This is a genomic window from Delftia tsuruhatensis NBRC 16741, from assembly GCF_001571325.1.
GTDB lineage: Bacteria > Pseudomonadota > Gammaproteobacteria > Burkholderiales > Burkholderiaceae_C > Comamonas > Comamonas tsuruhatensis.
The window spans coordinates 255,769-276,933 of record NZ_BCTO01000007.1; the positions used below are offsets into that span (position 1 = coordinate 255,769).

Genomic DNA, 21,165 nt, shown 5'->3' on the forward strand with positions numbered 1-21,165 from the left:
GCACCTTGAAGGCTGGACGGGTTCGCCAAGAAATCGATGGCCGCTGCATCGTAGCGTTCGGCGCCCAGCCATGCTTGGCACGCCAAATAACGGCGGACCCGGCCCTGCCGCCGGGTCATGACAACCCACGCAGATTGCATGGCCAGTCTCCCCGCTCGCCGCCATGCACCGGCTACCGAGGCGCTCGGATGGAGGCGCACGGCTGAACCGAGCACCGCCCGCCCGGCGCAGCTCTCAGCGCGGCGCGACGGGCTTCTGGACCAGGGCCACGCTCAGGCCGTCCGGCGTCACCGTGATGGCGCCGGGCTCCATGTTCAGAGAGTCCATCAGGGCCAGGTCCTTGTCCTGCAGCTGGTAGAGCACGAGCTGGCCCAGCGCCTGCTCGGCCAGGGCGCTGGCGTAGGTGGTGATCATGTCGCTCATGGCGGGGGCCAGGTCGTTGATGACCAGGCTGTTGACCTTGATCTGGTGGGCGCGCAGCGTGCGGTCCGTGGGCTCGTAGCGCAGCGCGAAGTCCAGGTTCAGATGGCCGCCATAGGCTTGCTTGAGCACGGGTCCCGACAGATCGGCCTGCAACACCGCATTGAGCGCGTTGCGCTCGGGCAGCAATCCCAGCACCGGCGAATGCAGCTTGAGCTGCAGCATGCCGGCCACGGGGAATTGCCGTGGAAAGCGCTGGGCCACCACCTCCTGCAGCCTTTGCCGCGAAATCGAGACATTTCCAGGCCCGGACTTTCCCGAACATCCGGTCGCAGCCAGGCTGCAGCCCGCGGCCAGGACCATCAACAAAAAGCGGCGATTCATCACGACAGCACAAGCCCCAGAAAGCCCGACACGAAACCCTGAAGCGCCATGCATGCCATACGCATGGCGCTATGTTTTTTGAGATCGGCATTGTCCCGCCAGGGGCTATTCCCTGTCCCTGCAGTGGGTGTTGCCCGGCACCTGCGCGAAGGCGCTTCACAGCGAGTGCCCATCGGACATAGGCAGTACCGCCACCCGTACGGAAACATCACCCAATCCTTCTGGCCGGCCCTCCCGCCCGCCCAGCTTTGCCGCGGCCTTGGGCACAGCCCTCCACCGGCGCATGAATCTATTCATATATTCATTCACTGATTTGCATAAATCATTGATTTTTAATAAATTACTCTCTATTTTTATTCATTCATCAATTGATTCCCATGGCCTTGGAAGACCTCTCCACCCAGGTACTGGCGGCACTGCGCCGCCAGGGCGGTGCGCTGGCGGCGCGCGAGCTGCAGCAGATGCTGGGCGTGAGCCAGCCCACCGTGTCGCGCGCGCTGGCGCCGCTGATCCGGTCGGGCCAGGTGCGCAAGGTGGGTGCGGCGCGCACGCAGCGCTATGTGCTGCCGCGCCAGGTGACGGGCGTGGGCGCCGAGGTGGCCATCATGCGCGTGGATACCGAAGGCCACGCATCGCCCTTCGGCCGCATGATCGCGCTGCACGGCGGCGGCTTCTGGGTGGACGAGGCCGATGGCCTCAGCGAGCAGCACGACGGCCTGCCCTGGTTCCTGGACGACATGCGGCCCCAGGGCTTCATCGGCCGCACGTTTGCGCACAGCCATCCCGAACTGCAGTTGGGCGGCGACCCGCGCCAATGGGGCGAGGACGACGTGCTGCGCGCCCTGGCCCGCTTCGGCGAGGACCTGCCGGGCAACCTCATCGTGGGCGAAGCCGCGTTCGAGCGCTTCCACACCCTGCCCGCCCGCGCGCTGCGCGCCGAGTCGCCGGCCGAGTATCCGCGCCTGGCCATGCAGGCCATGCAGGGCACGCATCCGGGCTCGTCGGCGGGCGGCGAGCAGCCCAAGTTCTGCTGCACCACGGCCGGGCGCAGCGTCATCGTCAAGTTCTCCCCGGCAGGCGACGCGCCGGCCGAGCAGCGCATACGCGACCTGCTGGTCTGCGAGCATCTGGCGCTGCAGACCCTGGCCGAAGACGGCCTGCCCGCCGCGCGCACGCGGCTGTTCATTGATGGCGGCCGGGCCTTTCTCGAATCGGAGCGCTTCGATCGCAGCCAGCCCGAGCCGGGCTGCGCACCGCCGCCGGACCGCAACCCCGGACGCATAGGCATGGTCTCCCTGCAGGTGCTCAATGCCCAGTACGTGGGCGAGGTGGACAACTGGGCCGCCACGGCCAGCCGCCTGGCGGCGCGTGGCCTCATCACCGAGACCGATGCGCGCAGCCTGCGCCTGCTCGAGGCCTACGGCCAGCTCATCGCCAACACCGACCGGCACTACGGCAACATCTCCTTCGTGCTGCCGCAGCCGCAGGGCGACTGGGCGCTGTCGCCCACCTACGACATGCTGCCCATGCTCTACATGCCCATCAATGGCGAGATCGTGGAGCGCGACTTCAGCGCCCAGCCCCCGCGCCCCACGGCCGCCACGCTGGCCGAATGGCCGCGCGCCCAGGCAATGGCGCGGCGCTTCTGGCGGGCCGTGGCGCAGGATGCGCGCATCTCCGGGGAATTCCGCAGTATTGCCGAAAGCAATCTTGATGCCATTGCCGCCTGATTTTCAAGCACCTCCAATGGAATCAATGACGCCACCTGTTGATAACCAATAGAAATCCTCTTGAAAAATCTGTGCATATTGGTTGGAAATACCTCTGCACAAACTGTTATCCATCTGCGGAGAACCGGCCATCCACAGCCTCGGCCCGCCACCGCCTGCACAATCGAAGCTTTCCTCATCCGACCAGACACGGGCCCCCGATGACCAGCATTGCACCCTCCTCCGCCGCAGACCCCCGCATTGCCGACGTGCTCGGCTACTGGCTGGGCTCCACCCGCCCCGACAATGCAAGCGCCCTGGCCTGCAAGAACCTGTGGTTTATCAAGTCCGATGCCACCGACAACCAGATCCGCGAGCGCTTCGGTGCCCTGGTCGAAGACGCGCTGGCCGGCCGACTCGACGCCTGGGCAGGCACGGCGCTGGGCAGGCTGGCGCTGATCGTGCTGCTGGACCAGTTCACGCGCAACCTGTTCCGGGGCACGGCACGCAGCTTTGCAGGCGACCCGCAGGCGCTGCAACTGGCGCTGGACGGCATCGCCCAGGGCCATGACCGCCATGCCGACCTGCCTGCCGTGGCGCGCATCTTCTGCTACCTGCCGCTGGAGCATGCCGAGGACCTGGCCCTGCAGGACCGCAGCGTGGCCGCCTTCCAGGCCCTGGCCGACCAGGCCAGTGACGCTGTCGGCGAGGGCGTGCGCGAGTTCCTGGCCGGCACGCTGGACTACGCCCACAGGCACCGCGACGCCATCGTGCGCTACGGCCGCTTTCCGCACCGCAATGCCATCCTGGGCCGCACCAGCACGCCCGAGGAACTGCAGTACCTGTCCCAGCCCGGCGCAGGGTTCTGAGAGCGCAGCGGATCTCCTTCACCCACAAAAAAAGGGAACGTGCCAACGTTCCCTTTTTTGCTTTCGGCGCGCTGCCGGCATTCAGGCCGGCTGCGCCTGCGGCTGGCGCTCGCCGCCCTTGCGCTCGCCATCGCGCATGCGCAGCGCCCAGCGCTCGATGGTGTAGAAGGACAGCGCCGACAGCACCACCGAGATCGCCAGGCCCAGCACCACGACCACGGGCCACGAGAAGTCGGCGCGCAGATAGCGCACCACCGGGTAGTGCCAGAGATAGACGCCATAGGACAGGCGTCCCAGCTTCACCAGCATGGGCGACGACAGCATGTCGTAGACCAGGCCCGAGCCCTGGCTCACCGCCACCAGCAGCACAACGGCCGCGCACTCCACCACGGTGATGCCCCAGACCATGGCGTCCTGGTTGTCCCATTGCAGCGCCATCAACAGCGGCACGGCCAGCGGCACCCACATGGCGTGGTGAATGCGCGCCTTCAGCGCAGCGATGAAGTCCGGGCGCTCGATCATCAGCGCCGCCAGCAGCGCACCGGCGAACAGGCCCGAGGCGCGGGTATCGAAGCGGAAGAAGATCTCATAGAAGTGCTGACCCTGGTCCACCCAGTACACGCGCCACAGCCAGCTCAGCGCCCACAGCAGGGCAATGGGGCGCCACAGGCGGCCCGGCTTGGAAAAGCGCAGCAGCAGCACCAGCAGCGGCGGCCAGATCAGGTAGAAGTGCTCCTCCACCGACAGCGACCACATGTGCAGCAGCGTGTCCGGGCTGTCGAAGAAGGCGATGCCGTAGTCGGCCAGATAGAGGATGGAGACCAGCGCATCGGAGTAGATGTCGTTCAGGTCCGGCCACAGCATGGGCGCGAAGATGCAGTACGCGGCCAGAAACAGGGCCAGCGCCGGCATCAGGCGGAAGAAGCGGCGGCGGTAAAAGCGCCAGAAGCCGATGCGGCCCTCGGAATCGTTCTCCATCAGCAGCAGCGAAGTGATCAGATAGCCGCTGAGCACGAAAAACAGGTCGACCCCGAAGAACGCGCCATCAAACAGAGGCGCATGGGAGTGCGACAAGATCACCAACAGGATCGCCACGCCCCGCAGCCCGTCAAGGGCGGGGTTGTAGCGCAGTTTGAAATCCTTGACCACCAAAACCGGACACCTTTCCAACGCCGGAGCAATGGGCCCCGAGCCATGAACAAACCCCAAGAAAATGGAGCACGCGGCCATGGCGCAACCGGCCCCGAAGGGTGCAACGCATGGTCCAGCGCGATAAGAGAGACGGCACGTCCCAAGGTTCCCGGCGGATGCGGTGAACAGCAATCCGCGTGCCGCGGTGCGGCGCGCCCTGAGGATGCGGGCCACCTCGACGGGCAGCCCTGCGTGCACGAACAAGCCCCGCTTGAGCGGGGCCAGGCCGATGAATTTCAGCGAAATCCGATTCTAGCCATCACCGCCCGGGGACGAGGTTCGATGGACATTCAGCCCGGGATCCTATGCCCCCGCCCTGCCGTCCACCCGCCTTTCTTCGCACGCCGCGAGTATGGGAGGCGCCCTGCAGCCAGAACGTAACAGGAGGTTTGTGCTGGCGCCGCTGCACCCTGGCCCATTCCACCCCGTGAAGCCACCGGCGCACACCGGGCCGGTGCGATGGATGTGCCGTCAACAATTTGGAACAAAACGACGCCAATCCCAATGAACACAAGCGTTTACCGCTATCGTTTTTATTCTTCAGGCGTACAGCGGGATGAGACGGCGTCCTGCAGACCCCGGTGCGCGGCACTGTCTGCCTGCACCGGCTGCTGGTTCTTGGCGCGCAGATAGTGCTCGGTGAACAGCGCCAGGTAGCTCTCCAGCGCGCGGCCCGCGCGCCGGTCGCCCGCATCGCCCGTCAGCTCCAGGCACAGGGCGGCCACCTCGCTGGTGCAGAAGTGGTCTTCGCGCTGGGAGCGGCGCAGGCGGTACTGCGAGACCTGATCCGGGTGCAGGCTCAGCACCGGAAAGTGGTCCAGGTAAGGGCTCTTGCGGAACATCTTGCGCGCCTCGGGCCAGGTCGCGTCCAGCAGGATGAACAGCGGGCGCCGCTCCTGGCCCGGCATGACCGCGGCCTGGGGCACCGGCAGCGTGTGCACCACGCGCTGCGGCGGCTGTACGAACTCGCCCGGAAACACCACATAGGGCTGCCACTGCGGATCGGCAAGCAGCGCCAGCAGGCCCGCATCGGCCTCGGTGCGCGCCCAGCCGAAGGCGTGCGTCTGCTCCACCACATCGGCGATCAGCCAGCCCGTGTTGCTGGGCTTGAGCGGCTCTGCATCGTGCATCAGCAGGCAAAAACCCGCCCGCGTCGGCAGCATGGGCCGCAGCGCGCAGATGCAGTGCGAAGGCCGCAGCCGGCAACCCTCGCAGCGCTCGCCGCGCGGCCCGCCGCGCGACAGGAACGGCCGCGTGCTGCGCGCCAGCCGCTGGGTGCGCAGGCGCGACACCGCATGCGGCGCCACGCCCGAATCCACGCCACGCAAATAGGACAGGGGCACCGGAGACGCCGGAGCCTGGTCAGGCAGCTCCATGCTCATCCCACGCTTTCCAGCTCGAACAGCGGCAGCTCGGCGCGGCGGCTCAGCCACACGCCGCCGCCCAGTTCCTTGAAATGCTCGGCCAGCCCGCGCCGGTACAGATCGGCCCGGTGGCGGAACAGGCGCGGATCGGTCAGATCCTCATCGATCACGCCGCGTTCGTAATCCTCGCGCGCCACCGCCTCCACATACAGGCCGCCTCGGCTCAACCGCCCCAGATTGGCCAGCGCGCGCTTGAGATCCGGCGGGCTCAGATAGGGCAGCACGCCCTGGCAGATCACCAGATCGAAGGGCTCTGCAGGATCATGCGCCGCATAGTCCACCACCGAGCCGCGCTCCCAGCCGAAGCGCCCGCACAGGTACTCGCTGAACTCCACGCCGTGGTAGCTGGCACCGGGGAAGTGGCGCTGCACCGCCTCGCGCCACAGACCGATGCCGCAGCCCACATCCAGCACGCGGCGCACCGGCACCCGCACATAGTTCAGATAGGAACACACGAAAGCGCCCAGCCGGTTCACATGCTCGGTGTCGACCACGCTGGTCTTCTTGTCGAAGTAGTAGCGCTGGTAGTACGCCTCGTCGAACCACTGGTCACTTGCTGATTGCACGCATTCTCCTTGGGGGTGAGCGCCCGGTGGGCGCGTTCGGGCGGGAGTATGGCGCAGAGGGCAGTGGGTATGGGAACGCGTGTTTTTTGCCCCTGCCGGGTGATGCTTTTTTCCGAGGCCGGGCCTGCCCGGTTGTCGACCAATTTCTTGATCGCCCGCATAAGCCAAGACAGTTGCTACTCCGCAAGACAGACTGATTTGCATATCAGATCACAACAACAGCCGCCCAAACATCTAAAAAACTGCGAGATATGACAAAAAGATCAGGATTGCATAATTTTACAAATTCAACCCAACCACTCAATACCCATCATGGCTAACATATCAACGGCAATTACGATATCCAGCAAAATACCAAATTAACACCCATGGGCCATCGGCAGGCCTACATCATTGGTACTAAAATGCTAATAATTGATAGAAATGGAATAGCAATCCACTCCCTTATAAAGCGAGCCATCGCACCCACCATTGAACGTGGTGAAATGAAGGAAATTCATGGCATCATTGTTCATCAAACTGGAGGATCGACAGCACAGTCTTCAATTGATAGTTACAAAAACCCATCAGCAAATGGAGCACATTTCCTGATAGAGAAAGATGGAACAATATATCAAACCGCTTCCCTTTACAAACAAACATGGCACATTGGCAAAATAAAAGCGCGTTGTTTACTGGAAAAGCGATGCACGCCAGTTGAATTAAAATCGTTACAACGCTTCAATCCAACCCAAGAGAACAAGCGCGAGATGCTGAAAAAGGTTCCAGCACGATTTCCGGCCAACCAAGACAGCATTGGCATTGAATTGGTAGGTGAAGCACTTCCTCGTGGCGGGAACATACCAGACGAAAAGAAAACTTATCAGGCCGTTACAAGCGAGCAGAACAATGCACTACAGTGGCTTATCGCGGAATTAACGCTGACACTAAGAATATCTATGAGCGAAGTTTTCAGGCACCCAGAAGTCTCTAGAAAAAATCCTACGGAAGCGATTTCAGCAAAATGGTGAGATCACTATTAACCTTACCCCTGCTAGTTGTTATGGCTAGCACCGCCTCCGCCGCCAATCAATGCACAAAAGGCTCAGAGTTCGAGCCGCCACTGTGCCCACTGATACTTCCCAAGATCAGCCAGATCACCATCCAGGAAAACGCGGCCAAATCGCCCGTCGAAAAAGACCCAGCGGTGAGTTGCGCCAACTTTGTCCTGACCATCTCCCAGGTGCGCCGTTATTTTCAACAGGCAAAAACCACCAACGAAAACGACGCACACTACACGCTAGACTGGTCGCCCTGCTATGCAAGCGGCGAAATCGCATTCAGCGATGGCAGCCGTGGAAGTTGGAGCATCAACCAGTTCCGGGGCGGTGCGCTGTTCCTGGAGGGCAGGGACAAGACGGTATTGCACTGCCCAAAATGCAAGTTCAAGCCATTTCAATGGTGATTGTTCTGGCGCGGCACCACGTTGGCCAATCGCAATAAAAACAGCCGAGTGCAGCTATGGCACATCGGCTATTTGCATTTTGGCGTTTCGACGTCAGGGCTCCAGCCCCGAAAAAACACCGTCCGGCACGGTCAGAAACTTAGGCCTTCGGCGGCCGATGCAACAGGCACAGCTTGTTGCCATCCAGATCCCGCACATAGGCCAGGTACAGCCGGCCACCGGGCGAAGCCTCGCGCCAGCCGGGCGGATCCTCGCAGGTCACGCCCCCGGCTGCCACGGCGGCGGCATGGGCCGCGTCGGCCTGCTCGGGCGACTGCGTCGCAAAGCCGATGGTCGCGCCATTGCCGTGGCAGGCGGCCTCGCCGTTGATCGGTGTGGAAATGGCAAACGTGCCGCCCGCGCTGCGGTAGAAATAGCGGTTCTTGTTGGCCATGCCCGGCGCAATGCCGAGCGCGCCCAGGAATGCGTCGTAGAACTGCTTGGATTTTTCGAGGTCGTTGACCCCGACCATGACGTGGCTGAACATGCCTGTGTCTCCTTGGTTGATGCGAACCGGGATGTTAGCTGCGGCAAGCCGTCCTGCTGTCACCCATGCGCGCCAGCGACCATACTGTCGCCCCCGCCAGAGCCGGCGGACATTGGACCCCGCGATACCGAAACCATGCGCCTTCTTCACACTTCCGACTGGCATCTGGGCCAGCACTTCATGGGCAAGAGCCGCCAGGCAGAACATGCCGCGCTCATCGACTGGCTGCTGGAGCAGGTCGATGCCCAGGCGGTGGATGCCGTGCTCATCGCGGGCGATATCTTCGACACCGGCGCGCCGCCCAGCTATGCGCGCGAGCTGTACAGCCAGCTCGTGGTGCGCCTGCACGCGGCGGGCGTGGCCCTGCTGCTGCTGGGCGGCAACCATGACTCCGTGGCCACGCTGGCCGAAAGCCGCGAGCTGCTGGCCTGCCTGGACACCACCGTGGTGGCCGCCGTGGGCGAGACGGCCAGCCACGTGGTGGAGTTGCCGCTGCGGCGCCGGCCGGGCCAGCCTGCCATGCCTGGCTGCATCGTCTGCGCCCTGCCCTTCATGCGCCCGCGCGACGTGATGCTGAGCCAGGCGGGCCAAAGCGCCGAGCAAAAACAGCAGGCGCTGCAGGCCGCCATCGAGGCCTGCTACCGCAACGTGCACGACGCCGCCATCGCTCGCCGTGATGCGCTGGCCGCCACACGCGGCGAGCGCCTGCCCATCGTCGCCACGGGCCACCTCACCACCGTGGGCGCCAGCAGCAGCGAGTCCGTGCGCGAAATCTATGTGGGCTCGCTGGACGCCTTCCCCACCTCGGCCTTTCCGCCCGCCGACTACGTGGCCCTGGGCCACATCCACCAGCCGCAGAAAGTGGGCGGCCTGGAGCACATCCGCTACAGCGGCTCGCCCATTGCGCTGAGCTTTGACGAGGCCCGCCAGTCCAAGCAGATGCTGCTGGTGGACCTGGGCCCCGAAGGGCTGCAGGCCGTCACGCCGCTGCCCGTGCCCTGCTTTCAGCCCATGGCCTCGGTCGCGGGCCGCCTGGCCGCCTTGCCGGATCTGATGCGCGCCACCGCCCAGGCCGGCAGCCCTGCACGGCCCGTGTGGTTGGAGGTGGTGGTGGAGCAGGACGACTACCTGCTCCAGCTCACCGACCGCGTGCAGGCCTTGGCCGACGAGCTGCCCGTGGAACTGCTGCGCGTGCGGCGCCAGCGCGGCCGGGCGGTGGCCGGCATGGCCGCCGCCGCTGGCGAGTCGCTGCACGAGATCAGCCCCGCCGACGTCTTCGAGCGCCGCCTGGCGCTGGAAACACTGGAGCCTGGCATGGCCCAGGCCCTCACCCGGCGCTACCAGGAGGTGGTGGCCGGGCTTGATGCGCCCCACCCAGGCGCCGGCGAACACGGCGAGGAGGCCCGCGCATGAAGATCCTTACGCTGCGGCTCAAGAACCTCAACTCGCTCAAGGGCGAATGGCGCATCGACTTCACGCAGGCACCGTTCGCGGGCAACGGCCTGTTCGCCATCACCGGGGCCACGGGCGCGGGCAAGTCCACCCTGCTCGATGCCATCTGCCTGGCGCTGTACCACGAGACACCGCGCCTGAAGACCATCTCGGCATCCGCCAACGACCTCATGACGCGCCACACGGCCGACTGTCTGGCCGAGGTCGAATTCGAGGTCAAGGGACAGGTCTACCGCGCCTTCTGGAGCCAGCGCCGCGCACGCGACAGGGTGGATGGCGCGCTGCAGGCGCCCAAGGTGGAACTGGCCCGAGGCGACGGCAGCATCCTCAGCAGCCAGACGCGCGACAAGCTCGAGCAGACCGCCGCCATCACCGGGCTGGACTTTCAGCGTTTCACCAAATCCATGCTGCTGGCCCAGGGCGGCTTTGCGGCCTTTCTCGAAGCCAATGCCAACGACCGCGCAGCCCTGCTCGAGGAGCTGACCGGCACGGAAATCTACGGCCTGATCTCGCAGAAAGTCTTCGAACGCGCCCGCGACGCCCGCCAGCGCCTGGACCAGCTCAAGGCCCAGGCCGATGGCGTGGAGCTGCTGACACCCGAGGCGCGCGATGCCCTGCAGGCCCAGGCCGACAGCCTGGTGACGGAGCAGGCCACGCTGCAGGCCGACTACCTGCGCACCCAGGCCCAGCACCAATGGCATCAGCAACTGGCCCAGGCCACCCAGACACTGCAGGCCGCCCGCACCGGCTGCGCAGACGCCGCACAGGCACTGGAGCAGGCCGCGCCAGAACTGGAAAGCCTGGCCCATGACGAGCCCGCGCAGGCGCTGCAGCCGCTGCACCAGGCCTGGCAGCGCAGCACTGCCGCCTGCGATGACAGCCGCCAGCAACTGCAGCACCTGCGCGAGCACGAACAGCAGACCCAGGCCCGCCTGCTGCTGCAGCACCGCCATGCCCAGGCCCTGTCCGCCCGCCTGGCCCAGGCTGCGCAAGACACCCTGGCCCGCCAGCAGGCCGAGCACCAAACGCTGGAACAGTTCTGCACCCACCATGCAGCCCATGCCCTGCTGGGCGAGCGCCTGGGCAGCTGGCGCCAGCAGTTCAAGCTGCGCGCCAGCCAGCAACAGCAGGCGGCCCACCAGCAGCAGGCCCTGCGCAAGCTGGATGCCGAACAGGCCCGCATGGCGCAAAGCGTCGAAGCCGGCGCGGCCCAGGTCCAGGCCGCCACCGATGCCCAGGCCCGCGCCAGCGCCGCACTCCAGCACGCGCAGGACGAACAGGCGCAGCGCCTTCAAGGCAGCGGCGGCATGACCGAGCTGCGCGCGCGCGAGCAGGCAGAGCAGGACCGCCTGCACCTGTGGCGCCAGGCAGAAACCCAGGCCGCGCAGCGCCGCGAACTTGCGCGCCAGCAAGCTGCGCTGGAGCAGGAATTGCGCGATGGAGAGGCACAGGCGCGGGCGCAGGACACATCGCTGCAAGCCCTGCGGCAGCAGTACAAGAGCGTCAAGGAACAGGTCGCGGACAAGCAGACCCTGCTCCTGCAGGAGCAGCGCATCCAAAGCCTGTCCGAGCACCGCCACGCCCTGCAGCCCGGCCAGCCCTGCCCGCTGTGCGGCGCGCAAGAGCACCCGGCCGTGGCCGCCTACGAAGCGCTGGACGCCTCGGCCACCGAAGCCGCGCTGCGCCGCAAGCAGGAGGAACTCGACGCCCTGCAAACCCAGGGCGAAACCGCCCGCGCCACGCTGGCCGCCACCACGGCCGCGCAGGCGGCGCGCCAGCGCCAGGCCGACGAACTGGAACAGGACATCGCACGCTGGCACGACACATGGAACGACACATGGCAGGGCCTCATGCACCCCCTGCAACTCGCGCCAGACAGTTGGCAACAGGCCGACACCCTCGCCGCATCGGCCCAGGCCTGCGCCCGGCAGCTGGACACGCTCAAGCGCGCCGTGCAGGCCGCCGAGCAAGGCGAGCAGGCCGTGCAACAGGCCAAGGACGCCGCCCAGCACAGCCGCCAGTCACTGCAGACCGCGCAAGGCCAGCTTGCGCTGCAGCAGCAGGCCCTGGCCGACCACAGCGCACGCCGCGAAGAGCTGCAGCAATCCATCGCCGGCCTGCAGGCCGAAGCCCAGGCGCTGAACGCGCAGTTGCAGGCTTCGCTCGGCGAGGCCGGCCACACCCTGCCCGACGACGCCCAGCCCTGGCTTGAAGCGCGCGAAGCCGAATGGCAGCACTGGCAGCAGGCCCGGCACGACCTGCAGCAACTGGCCCAATCGATGGCCTTGCAGCGCAAGGAATGCGAGGCGGCCGAGGCCGATGCGCAGCGCTGGAAAAAGCAGTCGGAAACACAGTGGGAGGCACAGTGCGAGGTGCAGAGAACGGCGCAGCACCATCCCGTCGATACGGCTGTGGCAGAGCCGCCTTCACTCCCCATGCCGCCCCTGGAACAGCTGCCGCAGGCCCTGGCCGAATGCGCCAGCGACATCGCCGCTCTCACGCGGCAGCAGGATGCCCTGCAAGGCCAGCAGCAACAGGCCCAGGCCACGCTGGCCCGCCTGCGCGAGGAAGCGGGGCAGGCCGAATCCGCATGGCAGGCCGCCCTGGCCGCCAGTCCCTTTGCTGACGAACCCGCCTACCTGCAGGCCCTGCTCCCCGCACCCGAACGCCAGCGCCTGGTCGCGCTGCGCCAGCAACTGCAGGCGGCACAACAGCGCGCTGCCACCCTGCTCGAAGCCGCACAGCGCGAGCACGCGCAACTGCAGGCCCAGGCCCTGACCGAGGCGGCGCCCGAAGAAATCCAGGCCCGCCTGCAAACGCTGGAGGAACGCCGCAACGCACTCAGCGAACAACTGGGCGGCGTCCGCACCCAGCTGGCCGACGACCAGCGCCGCCGCCAGGGCCAGCAGGCCCTGTTCGAGCGCATTGCGGCCCAGGCCAGCGACAGCGAGCTGTGGCAGCACCTGGACGGCCTCATCGGCTCGGCCAAGGGGGACAAATACCGGCGCTTTGCCCAGGGCCTCACCCTGGACCATCTGCTGCACCTGGCCAACCTCCACCTGGCGCGCCTGCACGGCCGCTACCTGCTGCGCCGCAAGCCCGAAGGCGAGCTGGAACTGGACATCGTCGACAGCTGGCAGGGCGACACCCCGCGCGACACGCGCACGCTGTCGGGCGGCGAGGCCTTCCTCGTCAGCCTGGCCCTGGCCCTGGCGCTGTCCGACCTGGTCAGCCACAAGACCTCCATCGACTCCCTGTTCCTCGACGAAGGCTTCGGCACGCTCGATGCCGACACGCTGGAGATCGCCCTCGACGCACTCGACCGGCTCAACGACAGCGGCAAGATGATCGGCATCATCAGCCACGTGGAGGCGCTCAAGGAGCGCATCGCCGTGCAGGTGCGGGTGGAGAAAGGCGGTGGCGTGGGGCATTCGAGGCTGGTGGTTTCTTCGTGATCCGAAGCGTTTCAAAATCTCTTAGGCTGTTGTTTTTAAAAGAATTTCGGTATAAAAGAGAAATTCTCAAAAAAATACCGAAATGCAAGACCTCCAGCCATCAGCGGCCCGCCAGTACATAGACGCCGTATCCACCTTCGAAGCCCTGGAAGAAGCCCGGGATGAAGGGGCTCAAGTACGCGGTGGCATGTATTGGCATGCGGGTCCGGCGTCGTCTCCTCAATCCAGCTACCTGATCCGCACCACGCCTGCGGGCGCCGAAACCAGCCTCGGTCTTCGCACGCCGGAAACCGAAGCCATCTATGAACGCTTCATGCAGCGCAAACAGGAAAGCGCCGAGCGTTTGGCCGGGCTCAAGGCCGCATTGGCCCAGCACCAGCGACTGAATCGTGCGCTGCGCGTAGGCAGGGTGGACCCGCTGGTGGTGGAGCTGCTCAACCGTCTGTCGATCACCGGGCTGAGTCCGCACTTTCGCGTGGTAGGAACGCATGCGCTTTACGCGTACGAGGCAGCAGCCGGCTTGCGGCTACAGGCAGATGCCCTGGCCACGCGCGACATGGACCTGTTGTGGGATACCCGCAAGCGGCTGCAATTTGCCACGCAACTCGCCCGCGTAGACAGCTCCATGCTCGGCGTACTGAAGAAGGTGGACAGCACGTTCCGCCTGCGCAAAAGCCAGCTCTACACGGCCGTCAACAAAGACGGTTTTGAAGTGGACATCATCCGTCGCGAACGTGTGGCAGACGATCCCCACCCCATCAAACTCAGCGACGCCGAGGAAGACTTCTGGGTGGCCCAGGCCAGGCGTGCCAACGTGCTGCTGGATGCGCCACCGTTTTCAGCCGTCATCGTCGCCAGCAATGGAGCCATGGCGCGCATGCATACCGTCCACCCGGCAACCTTCGTCGCGTTCAAGCGATGGATGGCCGGCCTGCGCGAGCGAGAGGCCATCAAGCGCAGGCGGGATGTACTGCAAGCGGACGTGGTGCAAGCGCTGGTGGACGGGTACTTGCCTCTATGAGTGCTTTCGGATACGTCTGAGACCTGTGCAATGTGTGAGCAGGCAGGCCTGGGTTCAACGCACATATGGGAAGTCATTGCGTGCCACTGCTTTGCTCAGCTCTGCAGCTCAATACAGAACTGTCACCAAACTGCCTCCCAACGCCTGCACCATCCTGCGGGCACGGCCTGCGTGGCCGCCGTTCACTCCTTTTCAAGGACCGCTCCATGCAAGTGCGCTTTCCCAATCCCTTCGGCCTGGCCCTGCCCGACGCCCAGGCGGTGCGCGAGTACCAGGCCGCGCAAGGCTTCTCCGACGCCTACGCGCAGTTCCTGATCACGCAGAACGGCCTGGACTTCGACCGGCTCGAAGCGGCGCCCGACCGCGAGGACTACCTGCAGGCCGACGACGAGACCGGCGACAACCACGCCTGGCTGCGCACCCTGCACCACTTCCGCGCAGGCTCGGAGCACTGCGACGTGGAGGACCACCAGCGCGAGAACCTGTTTGCCGCGCACTTCATGGTCATTGGCCAAGACCCCGGCGGCAACCCCTTCGTGGAAGTGCTGCACGGCGCCTTCAAGGGCCGCATCGGCAGCCTGGACCATGAGCTGTTTGCGGGCTGCGAGGACCTGGAGCAGTTCCTCGAAGAAATGGAACTGAGCGGCTTTGCCGCCGCCAGCGTGGACGAGCAGACCGACATGCTTTGCGACGAAGACCAGGGCCTGATCTGGTTCCACGCCAGCAGCATGGACAGCTTCGTGCGGCAATGCGTGTTCTGCGACGAGGACGGCTCGGGCTTCGTGGTGGACGAGCCGGGGTTGGAAGAGGATTGAGCCACGGGGCGGGCCTTGCCCGCAGCCTGGCAGACAGCCAGAAGGCGTTGAAGCAGGCCGAGGCACAAACGGCCAGCGCGCTGGAGCAGTGCGATATGGATATCAGTGGAACTTCACCGGCTGCACGCCCCGGTGCTTGGGCCTGACCACCACGGTGCCCGCAATCTTGTCGTGCCAGCCTTGCTTGCGCGGGTCAAAGGCCACCCAGATCAGCCCCAGGCACAGCGGGATGATGGACACGAAATAGGCCAGGTAGCGAATGACGGCCTGCCGTGTGCTCATGTCCGCGCCGGTCTGCGCGTCCGCGATCCGGGCGGCGATGAGCATCTTGCCCGGCGTGGCCTGTTTCTTGATCCAGAAGATGACGACGGCAATGGCAGGCAGCACCCAGGAGATGACGAAATCGGCCGGGCCGTGCAACAGTTTTTCGGACTCCAGGTATTCCCATCCGTAGATGGAGATCAGGGCCGGCAGCATGAGCACGAGCAGGATCACGGTGTCGATCAGCGCGGCGCCGGTGCGGGCCCAGAAGCCCACGTATTCGAGATCGTCATCCTGCATGGTGCGCCCTGGTTGGCATATGGGGCTGCCAGTGTGCCACCTCGGTGCCCCGCCAGAAATGCCGCGCAAGGCCAGGGCCTGCGCGGCAGCGTTGCGGCGGCCTGTCGGTCGAACTAGCGATCGAATACTGCCTGCAGGTCCTTCTGCCCCGTCACGCCGGACTGCAGCGCCAGCATCAGCAGGATCCGCGCCTTGGGCGCGCGCAGGTCGTCGGCCATGACGGCGCCGGCCTCGAACGAGGTCTTGCCGCCGCCCTCGAAGCCGTAGCTGGGCATGACGCGGCCGTTGTGCACGCGCGTGCTGACGACCACGGGCACGTTCTTGCCGATGGCGTACTTGGCGGCATCGAGCATGGCGACGTTCATGTTGCCCATGCCCAGGGCGTCGATGACGATGCCCTTGACGCCACGGTCCACCGCCTGGCGAACGGCCTGGCCGTTGGCGCCGCCGTACATGGGGAAGATCTCCACCTCGGGCATGGTCTGCGCCTGGATGGGCAGGTGCTGGCGGCGCGCGGGGGCGGAGGCGAAGCTGACGCGGTCCGGGTAGACCTCGCCCAGGAAGCCGAATTCACCCGAGCGGAAGGTCTCCACGTTGGCCGTGTGTGTCTTGGTGACGTAGCGCGCGGCGTTGATCTGGTTGTTCATGGCCAGCATGGCGCCCTTGTCGCGCGCCTTGGGGTCCACGGCGATGCGCACGGCGTTGAGCAGGTTGCGCGGGCCGTCGAAGTCGGACACCGAGGCATTGCGCTGCGCGCCGATGAGCACGACGGGCTTGGACGACTGCACGGTCAGGTCCAGCCAGAAGGCGGTTTCCTCCAGCGTGTCCGTGCCGTGCGAGACGATGGCGCCAGCCACCTCAGGGCGGGCCAGCGCGGCCTGTACGGCCTGGGTGAGCTGCACCCAGCGGGCCGGGTCCATGTAGTCGGAGGGCACGTTGGACAGGTTGTTGACCTGGATACGCGCGTACTTGCCCACGTCGGGCACGGTGGCCAGCAGGTCGTCGCCCGAGATCGCGGGCACGGGCGCGTTCTTGACCGGGTCGATCTTCATGGCGATGGTGCCGCCCGTGGCGATGAACTGGACCACGGGCTTGTCCTGGGCGGCGGCGCTGGCAGCAATCATGGGCAGGGTGCAGGCAGTGAGCAGGGCGAGGGCGGTGCGGCGGAAGGCTTTCACGGGTGTTGTCTCCTTGTTGTGATGTCAAGGAGCATGCTAACCATGGCGTGCGGCCGGCCCGCGCTGCCGGCCCTGCGTGAAACCCCGATGGACAGGCGCGGTCAGCGCATCAAAGCGCCAGCGCGGCCTCGATGTCCGTGGACAGCTTGGCCGGCGCATCCTGTGGCGCATAGCGGCGGATGACCTGGCCGTCGCGGCCGACGAGGAATTTGGTGAAGTTCCACTTGATGGCCTTGGTGCCGAGCACGCCCGGCGCCTCGGCCGTGAGCCAGCGGTACAGCGGGTGGGCATTGGCGCCGTTGACGTCGATCTTGCCCATGAGCGGGAAGCGCACGCCAAAGTTCAGGTCGCAGAAACTGGCGATTTCCGATTCGCTGCCCTTTTCCTGGGAACCGAACTGGTTGCACGGAAAGCCCAGCACCACCAGGCCGCGCTCGCCGTACTGCTCATGCAGCGCCTGCAGTCCCGCGTACTGCGGAGTGAAGCCGCAGGCGCTGGCGGTGTTGACGATGAGCAGCACCTTGCCACGGTAGTCCGACAGGGGGACGGCCTGGCCCGTGATGGAGGTGGCCTCGAAGTCGTAGGCCGAGCGGGGCGCGGCGGCGGTGTCATTCATGCGGTGCTCCTGAAGTGGAGCATCCATGGTAGCGCCGGGACACCCGGGGGCGCGCTGGCCGGGCATGGGGATGCGGACTTGTCTCACAGACAGCAGGCGGCCAAAAACTTACCTTGGAAGGCAACAGGCGGGCACAGCGGCCCGCCTGGTCCCGTTTCGCTGGCAGGTGTTTACAAGCCGCATAGGCGCATGCCTGCCGTAGTTTCCGTCCCACGATGAAGAGACCACCTGTATGAACGCCAACAGCACCCCCACGAAGCAAGCCAAATCCAACCCCGGCAACGGCCACCTGGCGCTGGACCCCAAGGCCCTGGAGGCTGCCAAGCGCAGCCTGGACGATGGCGCCGTGACCCCGCATTTCGGGCCCTGGCGCGAGGACATCATCAAGCTGCTCAATGACTCGCTGGCCACCGAGCTGGTGTGCGTGATGCGCTACAAGCGCCATCACTTCACCGCCGTCGGTCTGGCCTCGCCGGCCATCGCCGACGAGTTCCTGGTCCATGCCAACGAGGAAATGGCCCACGCCGACAAGCTGGCCCAGCGCATCGTGCAGCTGGGCGGCGAACCCGACTTCAACCCCCAGACGCTGACCCAGCGCAGCCATGCCGACTACAACGGCGAGACGGACCTGAAGGCCATGATCCGCACCAACCTGATCGCCGAGCGCGTGGCCATCGAGGCCTACAGCCAGATGATCGACCTGATCGGCGACAAGGACCCGACCACGCGCCGGCTGATCGAGTCCATCCTGGAGCAGGAGCAGGAACACGCGGACGAGCTGTCCGACTGGCTGGAGAAATAAGCACTTCCCGCCAGTACACGCCAGCCCGACAATACCGGGGCTTGGCCCATAGGCAAGGCACCCCGCGCGAGCGGGGTGCCGCTTTTTTGGGCATTCTCTAGCCTTCGCGGAATGGTCCCGCCCTATCGGCCCTGATGTCCTGTCATCAGGGCCGTCTTGCAATATGCGCTTTTCTTTCAATGACTTGAAGCTGCCCGACGCTGTGCTCGCAGCCTGGCAAAGGCTGCTGGCCAGCCGCATCGGCCAGCGCGTGGCGGCCCTGCCCTGGTGGCACCGCTGGCCCACCCGGCGCGAATGGCTGCTGTTCGCCGCTGCGCTGCCGCTGCTGTTCGCGCTGTATGTGCTGGCCCTGATCCCGTTCACGCCCGGCATCCGCGACATACGCAAGGCCAAGCTGGAGCAGCCAGCCCAGATCATGAGCGCGGATGGCAAGCAGCTCGCGCAGTTCAAGCGCAGCAACCGGCAGTGGGTGAAGCTCGACGAGATGTCGCCCTCGGTGATCAAGGCGCTGATCGCCACCGAGGACCACCGCTTCTACGAGCACCACGGCATGGACTGGCGCCGCACGCTGGGCTCGGTGGTGCACACGCTGCGCGGCGATCCGCAGGGCGGCTCCACCCTCACCCAGCAGCTCGCACGCAACCTGTACCCGACCGAAATCGGCCGCGCGCCCACGCTCAACCGCAAGCTCAAGGAGGCGATCACGGCCTTCAAGATCGAGGCGCTCTACACCAAGGACGAGATCCTCGAGACCTATCTGAACACCGTGCCCTTCCTCTACAACGCCTTCGGCATAGAGATGGCGGCGCGCACCTATTTCGACAAGCCGGCCGCGCGGCTGACGGTGCTGGAAAGCGCCACGCTGGTGGGCATGCTCAAGGGCACGAGCTACTACAACCCCGTGCTCAACCCCGACCGCGCGCTGTACCGCCGCAACACGGTGCTGTCGCAAATGGTCAAGCGCGGCGTGCTGCAGGAGGCCGAGTTCGCCCAGCTCAAGAAGCGTCCCATGCGCATCAACTTCGAGCGCCAGGAAGAGCCCCTGGGCATGGCGCCCCACTTCGCGCAGCAGCTGCGCAAGTGGCTGATCGACTGGGCCGACCGCAACGACTACAACATCTACACCGATGGCCTGGTGGTGCACACCACCATCGACTCGCGCCTGCAGAACTGGGCCAACCAGGCCGTGGCGCGCCAGACGCGCACGCTGCAGGGCGTGGCCAATGGCGCCTGGAGCCAGCGCGACGGCTGGAATGCCGCCAATCCGCTGGTGCAACAGCTGGTGCGAGAGACCCCCGCCTGGCGCGCGGCGCGCAAACGCGCGGACGGCCAAGGCAAGGACAAGGCAACGGACAAGGACAGCGAGGAAGACACCCTCAAGGCCCTGCTGGCCGACAAGGCCTTCATGAAGCAGCTGCGCGAGGACAAGACGCGCGTGCAGGCAGGCTTTGTGGCGCTGAACCCGGCCACCTCCGAAGTGCTGGCCTGGGTGGGCAGCCGCGACTTCACGCAGGACGCCTACGACCACGTGCAGCAGGCACGGCGCCAGCCCGGCTCCACCTTCAAGCCCTTTGTCTATGGCGCCGCGCTGCAGCAGGGCGCCACCCCCGACGACAAGCGCGTGGACAGCCCCGTGGAAATCCAGCTGGCAGGCGGCGAAGTCTGGCGCCCCACCGACGCCACGCCCCCCACGGGCCGCGAGATGACGCTGCGCGACGCCCTGGCCTACTCCAAGAACACCATCACCGCCGAAGTCATGCAGTCCGTGGGCCCCGCCCGCGTGGCACGCCTGGCGCGCGCCCTGGGCGTGCGCCAGAGCCCGCTGGACGAGGTTCCCGCCCTGGCCCTGGGCAGCAGCCCGGTGTCACTGCTGGAGATGGTCAACGCCTATGCCAGCCTGGCCCACGGTGGCCGCTGGCTGCCGCCCATGATGGTCACGCGCATCGAGGACGCCGACGGCAAGGTCATCGCCGAATTCAGCCCGCCCAAGCCCGAGCGCGCGCTGGACGAAGACCACGCCTACGCCCTGGTGGACATGCTGCGCGCCGTGGTGGACAAAGGCACGGCCGTGGCCGTGCGCCAGCGCTACGGCATCCACGCCGACGTGGCCGGCAAGACCGGCACCACCCAGGGCAATGCCGATGGCTGGTTCATCCTCATGCACCCGGAAATCGTCACCGGCGCCTGGGCCGGCTTCAACGACGCGCGCATCACCCTGCGCAGCGACCGCTGGGGCCAGGGCTCGCGCAGCGCCCTGCCCATGGTGGGAGACTTCATGTCCCGCGCCCTGCGCAGCCCCGTCATCGACGCCAAGGCCCGCTTCGAGCCACCCCAACAAAGCCACTGGTGGTCCGACATGGTCGGCCGCCTGCGCGAACGCATGCAGGGCTGGTGGCCCGACCAGCAGCCGCCCGCACAGCCCGGCCAACCCGCCACCCCGGAGCCGGCGCCGACCCCTGAACCCGCACCCGAGCCCACGGAGCCACCCGGCCCGGGCCTGTCGCCCGGCGAGGAAATCATAGAAAGCACCCCCGCCCTGCCCGCCCCCAGCATCCCCCTCACCCAGGGCACGCTGGGCCCCACGGACCAGCGCGCAGTGCAGGAAGCCACACCCGCCACACCCGCCCTGCCCGGCGGCGAAGACGCCCCCGCAGGCACCGGCGTGGTGATCACGCCGATCCAGCCATGACCCGGCTGGCTGTTGGCTGTTGGCTGTTCCCCAGCCTCCCCCC

At 66.1% G+C, this 21,165-nt stretch carries 18 protein-coding genes; 10 read left to right on the forward strand and 8 right to left on the reverse strand.

The window, feature by feature from the left end; genetic code table 11:
• Positions 1-234: 234 nt before the first annotated feature.
• Entirely contained in the window at positions 235-684 is a 450-nt protein-coding gene (locus DTS01S_RS02535; RefSeq protein ID WP_223275342.1) for a DUF1439 domain-containing protein, read from the reverse strand.
• A gap of 497 nt (positions 685-1,181) precedes the next feature.
• On the opposite strand from DTS01S_RS02535, the gene yjjJ reads away from it, so the two are divergent.
• Entirely contained in the window at positions 1,182-2,534 is a 1,353-nt protein-coding gene (gene yjjJ / locus DTS01S_RS02540) for a type II toxin-antitoxin system HipA family toxin YjjJ (protein ID WP_061287293.1), read from the forward strand.
• Between the two features lie 200 nt (positions 2,535-2,734).
• Positions 2,735-3,382: a DUF924 family protein gene (locus DTS01S_RS02545; protein ID WP_017406185.1), complete on the forward strand. Its 648-nt coding sequence runs from the start codon at positions 2,735-2,737 to the stop codon at positions 3,380-3,382.
• Between the two features lie 81 nt (positions 3,383-3,463).
• Here DTS01S_RS02545 and DTS01S_RS02550 read toward each other — a convergent pair whose 3' ends face one another.
• The 3 genes from DTS01S_RS02550 to DTS01S_RS02560 all read right to left on the reverse strand — a co-directional run bounded on the left by DTS01S_RS02550 (position 3,464) and on the right by DTS01S_RS02560 (position 6,563).
• On the reverse strand, positions 3,464-4,612 hold the full coding sequence (locus DTS01S_RS02550; RefSeq protein WP_061287295.1) for an acyltransferase family protein: 1,149 nt from the start codon (positions 4,610-4,612) through the stop codon (positions 3,464-3,466).
• A gap of 494 nt (positions 4,613-5,106) precedes the next feature.
• The gene (locus DTS01S_RS02555) at positions 5,107-5,955 is read right to left on the reverse strand and encodes a tRNA-uridine aminocarboxypropyltransferase (RefSeq protein WP_017405555.1); all 849 of its coding nucleotides are present in this window, start codon (positions 5,953-5,955) and stop codon (positions 5,107-5,109) included.
• Entirely contained in the window at positions 5,952-6,563 is a 612-nt protein-coding gene (locus tag DTS01S_RS02560; RefSeq protein ID WP_016449866.1) for a class I SAM-dependent DNA methyltransferase, read from the reverse strand. The genes DTS01S_RS02555 and DTS01S_RS02560 overlap by 4 nt, the downstream gene beginning before the upstream one ends.
• A gap of 368 nt (positions 6,564-6,931) precedes the next feature.
• Here DTS01S_RS02560 and DTS01S_RS29345 point away from each other — a divergent pair, with 368 nt between their 5' ends.
• Positions 6,932-7,573 (forward strand): peptidoglycan recognition protein family protein, encoded by a 642-nt coding sequence (locus DTS01S_RS29345; protein ID WP_016452080.1) that lies wholly within the window; start codon positions 6,932-6,934, stop codon positions 7,571-7,573.
• A gap of 32 nt (positions 7,574-7,605) precedes the next feature.
• Positions 7,606-8,007, forward strand: a complete 402-nt coding sequence (locus DTS01S_RS02565; RefSeq protein WP_016449868.1) for a hypothetical protein — start codon at positions 7,606-7,608, stop codon at positions 8,005-8,007.
• A gap of 139 nt (positions 8,008-8,146) precedes the next feature.
• On the opposite strand, the gene DTS01S_RS02570 is transcribed toward DTS01S_RS02565, so the two are convergent.
• Positions 8,147-8,533, reverse strand: a complete 387-nt coding sequence (locus DTS01S_RS02570; protein WP_012202828.1) for a VOC family protein — start codon at positions 8,531-8,533, stop codon at positions 8,147-8,149.
• A gap of 135 nt (positions 8,534-8,668) precedes the next feature.
• Here DTS01S_RS02570 and sbcD point away from each other — a divergent pair, with 135 nt between their 5' ends.
• The 4 genes from sbcD (at position 8,669) to DTS01S_RS02590 (ending at position 15,276) form a co-directional block, all read left to right on the forward strand.
• Positions 8,669-9,946 carry an exonuclease subunit SbcD gene (gene sbcD / locus DTS01S_RS02575; protein WP_017405557.1) on the forward strand — a complete coding sequence of 426 codons (1,278 nt, stop codon included), beginning with the start codon at positions 8,669-8,671 and terminating at the stop codon, positions 9,944-9,946.
• Positions 9,943-13,440 (forward strand): AAA family ATPase, encoded by a 3,498-nt coding sequence (locus DTS01S_RS02580; RefSeq protein ID WP_061287297.1) that lies wholly within the window; start codon positions 9,943-9,945, stop codon positions 13,438-13,440. The genes sbcD and DTS01S_RS02580 overlap by 4 nt, the downstream gene beginning before the upstream one ends.
• Positions 13,441-13,522: 82 nt before the next feature.
• Entirely contained in the window at positions 13,523-14,461 is a 939-nt protein-coding gene (locus DTS01S_RS02585) for a GSU2403 family nucleotidyltransferase fold protein (protein WP_026062422.1), read from the forward strand.
• A gap of 206 nt (positions 14,462-14,667) precedes the next feature.
• Positions 14,668-15,276 (forward strand): hypothetical protein, encoded by a 609-nt coding sequence (locus tag DTS01S_RS02590; protein WP_017405560.1) that lies wholly within the window; start codon positions 14,668-14,670, stop codon positions 15,274-15,276.
• Between the two features lie 102 nt (positions 15,277-15,378).
• Here the strand turns inward: DTS01S_RS02590 and DTS01S_RS02595 are convergent, their stop codons facing one another.
• From DTS01S_RS02595 to DTS01S_RS02605, 3 genes are all read right to left on the reverse strand, one after another.
• Positions 15,379-15,837 carry an RDD family protein gene (locus DTS01S_RS02595; protein WP_017405561.1) on the reverse strand — a complete coding sequence of 153 codons (459 nt, stop codon included), beginning with the start codon at positions 15,835-15,837 and terminating at the stop codon, positions 15,379-15,381.
• Positions 15,838-15,950: 113 nt separating this feature from the next.
• Entirely contained in the window at positions 15,951-17,015 is a 1,065-nt protein-coding gene (locus DTS01S_RS02600) for an asparaginase (protein ID WP_017405562.1), read from the reverse strand.
• 109 nt (positions 17,016-17,124) lie between these two features.
• Positions 17,125-17,631: a glutathione peroxidase gene (locus DTS01S_RS02605; protein ID WP_013804566.1), complete on the reverse strand. Its 507-nt coding sequence runs from the start codon at positions 17,629-17,631 to the stop codon at positions 17,125-17,127.
• 232 nt (positions 17,632-17,863) lie between these two features.
• Here DTS01S_RS02605 and DTS01S_RS02610 point away from each other — a divergent pair, with 232 nt between their 5' ends.
• Positions 17,864-18,433, forward strand: coding sequence for a ferritin-like domain-containing protein (locus tag DTS01S_RS02610; protein ID WP_017405563.1), 570 nt, complete (start codon positions 17,864-17,866; stop codon positions 18,431-18,433).
• A 163-nt stretch (positions 18,434-18,596) separates the two neighbouring features.
• Positions 18,597-21,122 (forward strand): penicillin-binding protein 1A, encoded by a 2,526-nt coding sequence (locus DTS01S_RS02615; RefSeq protein WP_017405564.1) that lies wholly within the window; start codon positions 18,597-18,599, stop codon positions 21,120-21,122.
• The last annotated feature ends 43 nt before the right edge of the window (positions 21,123-21,165 follow it).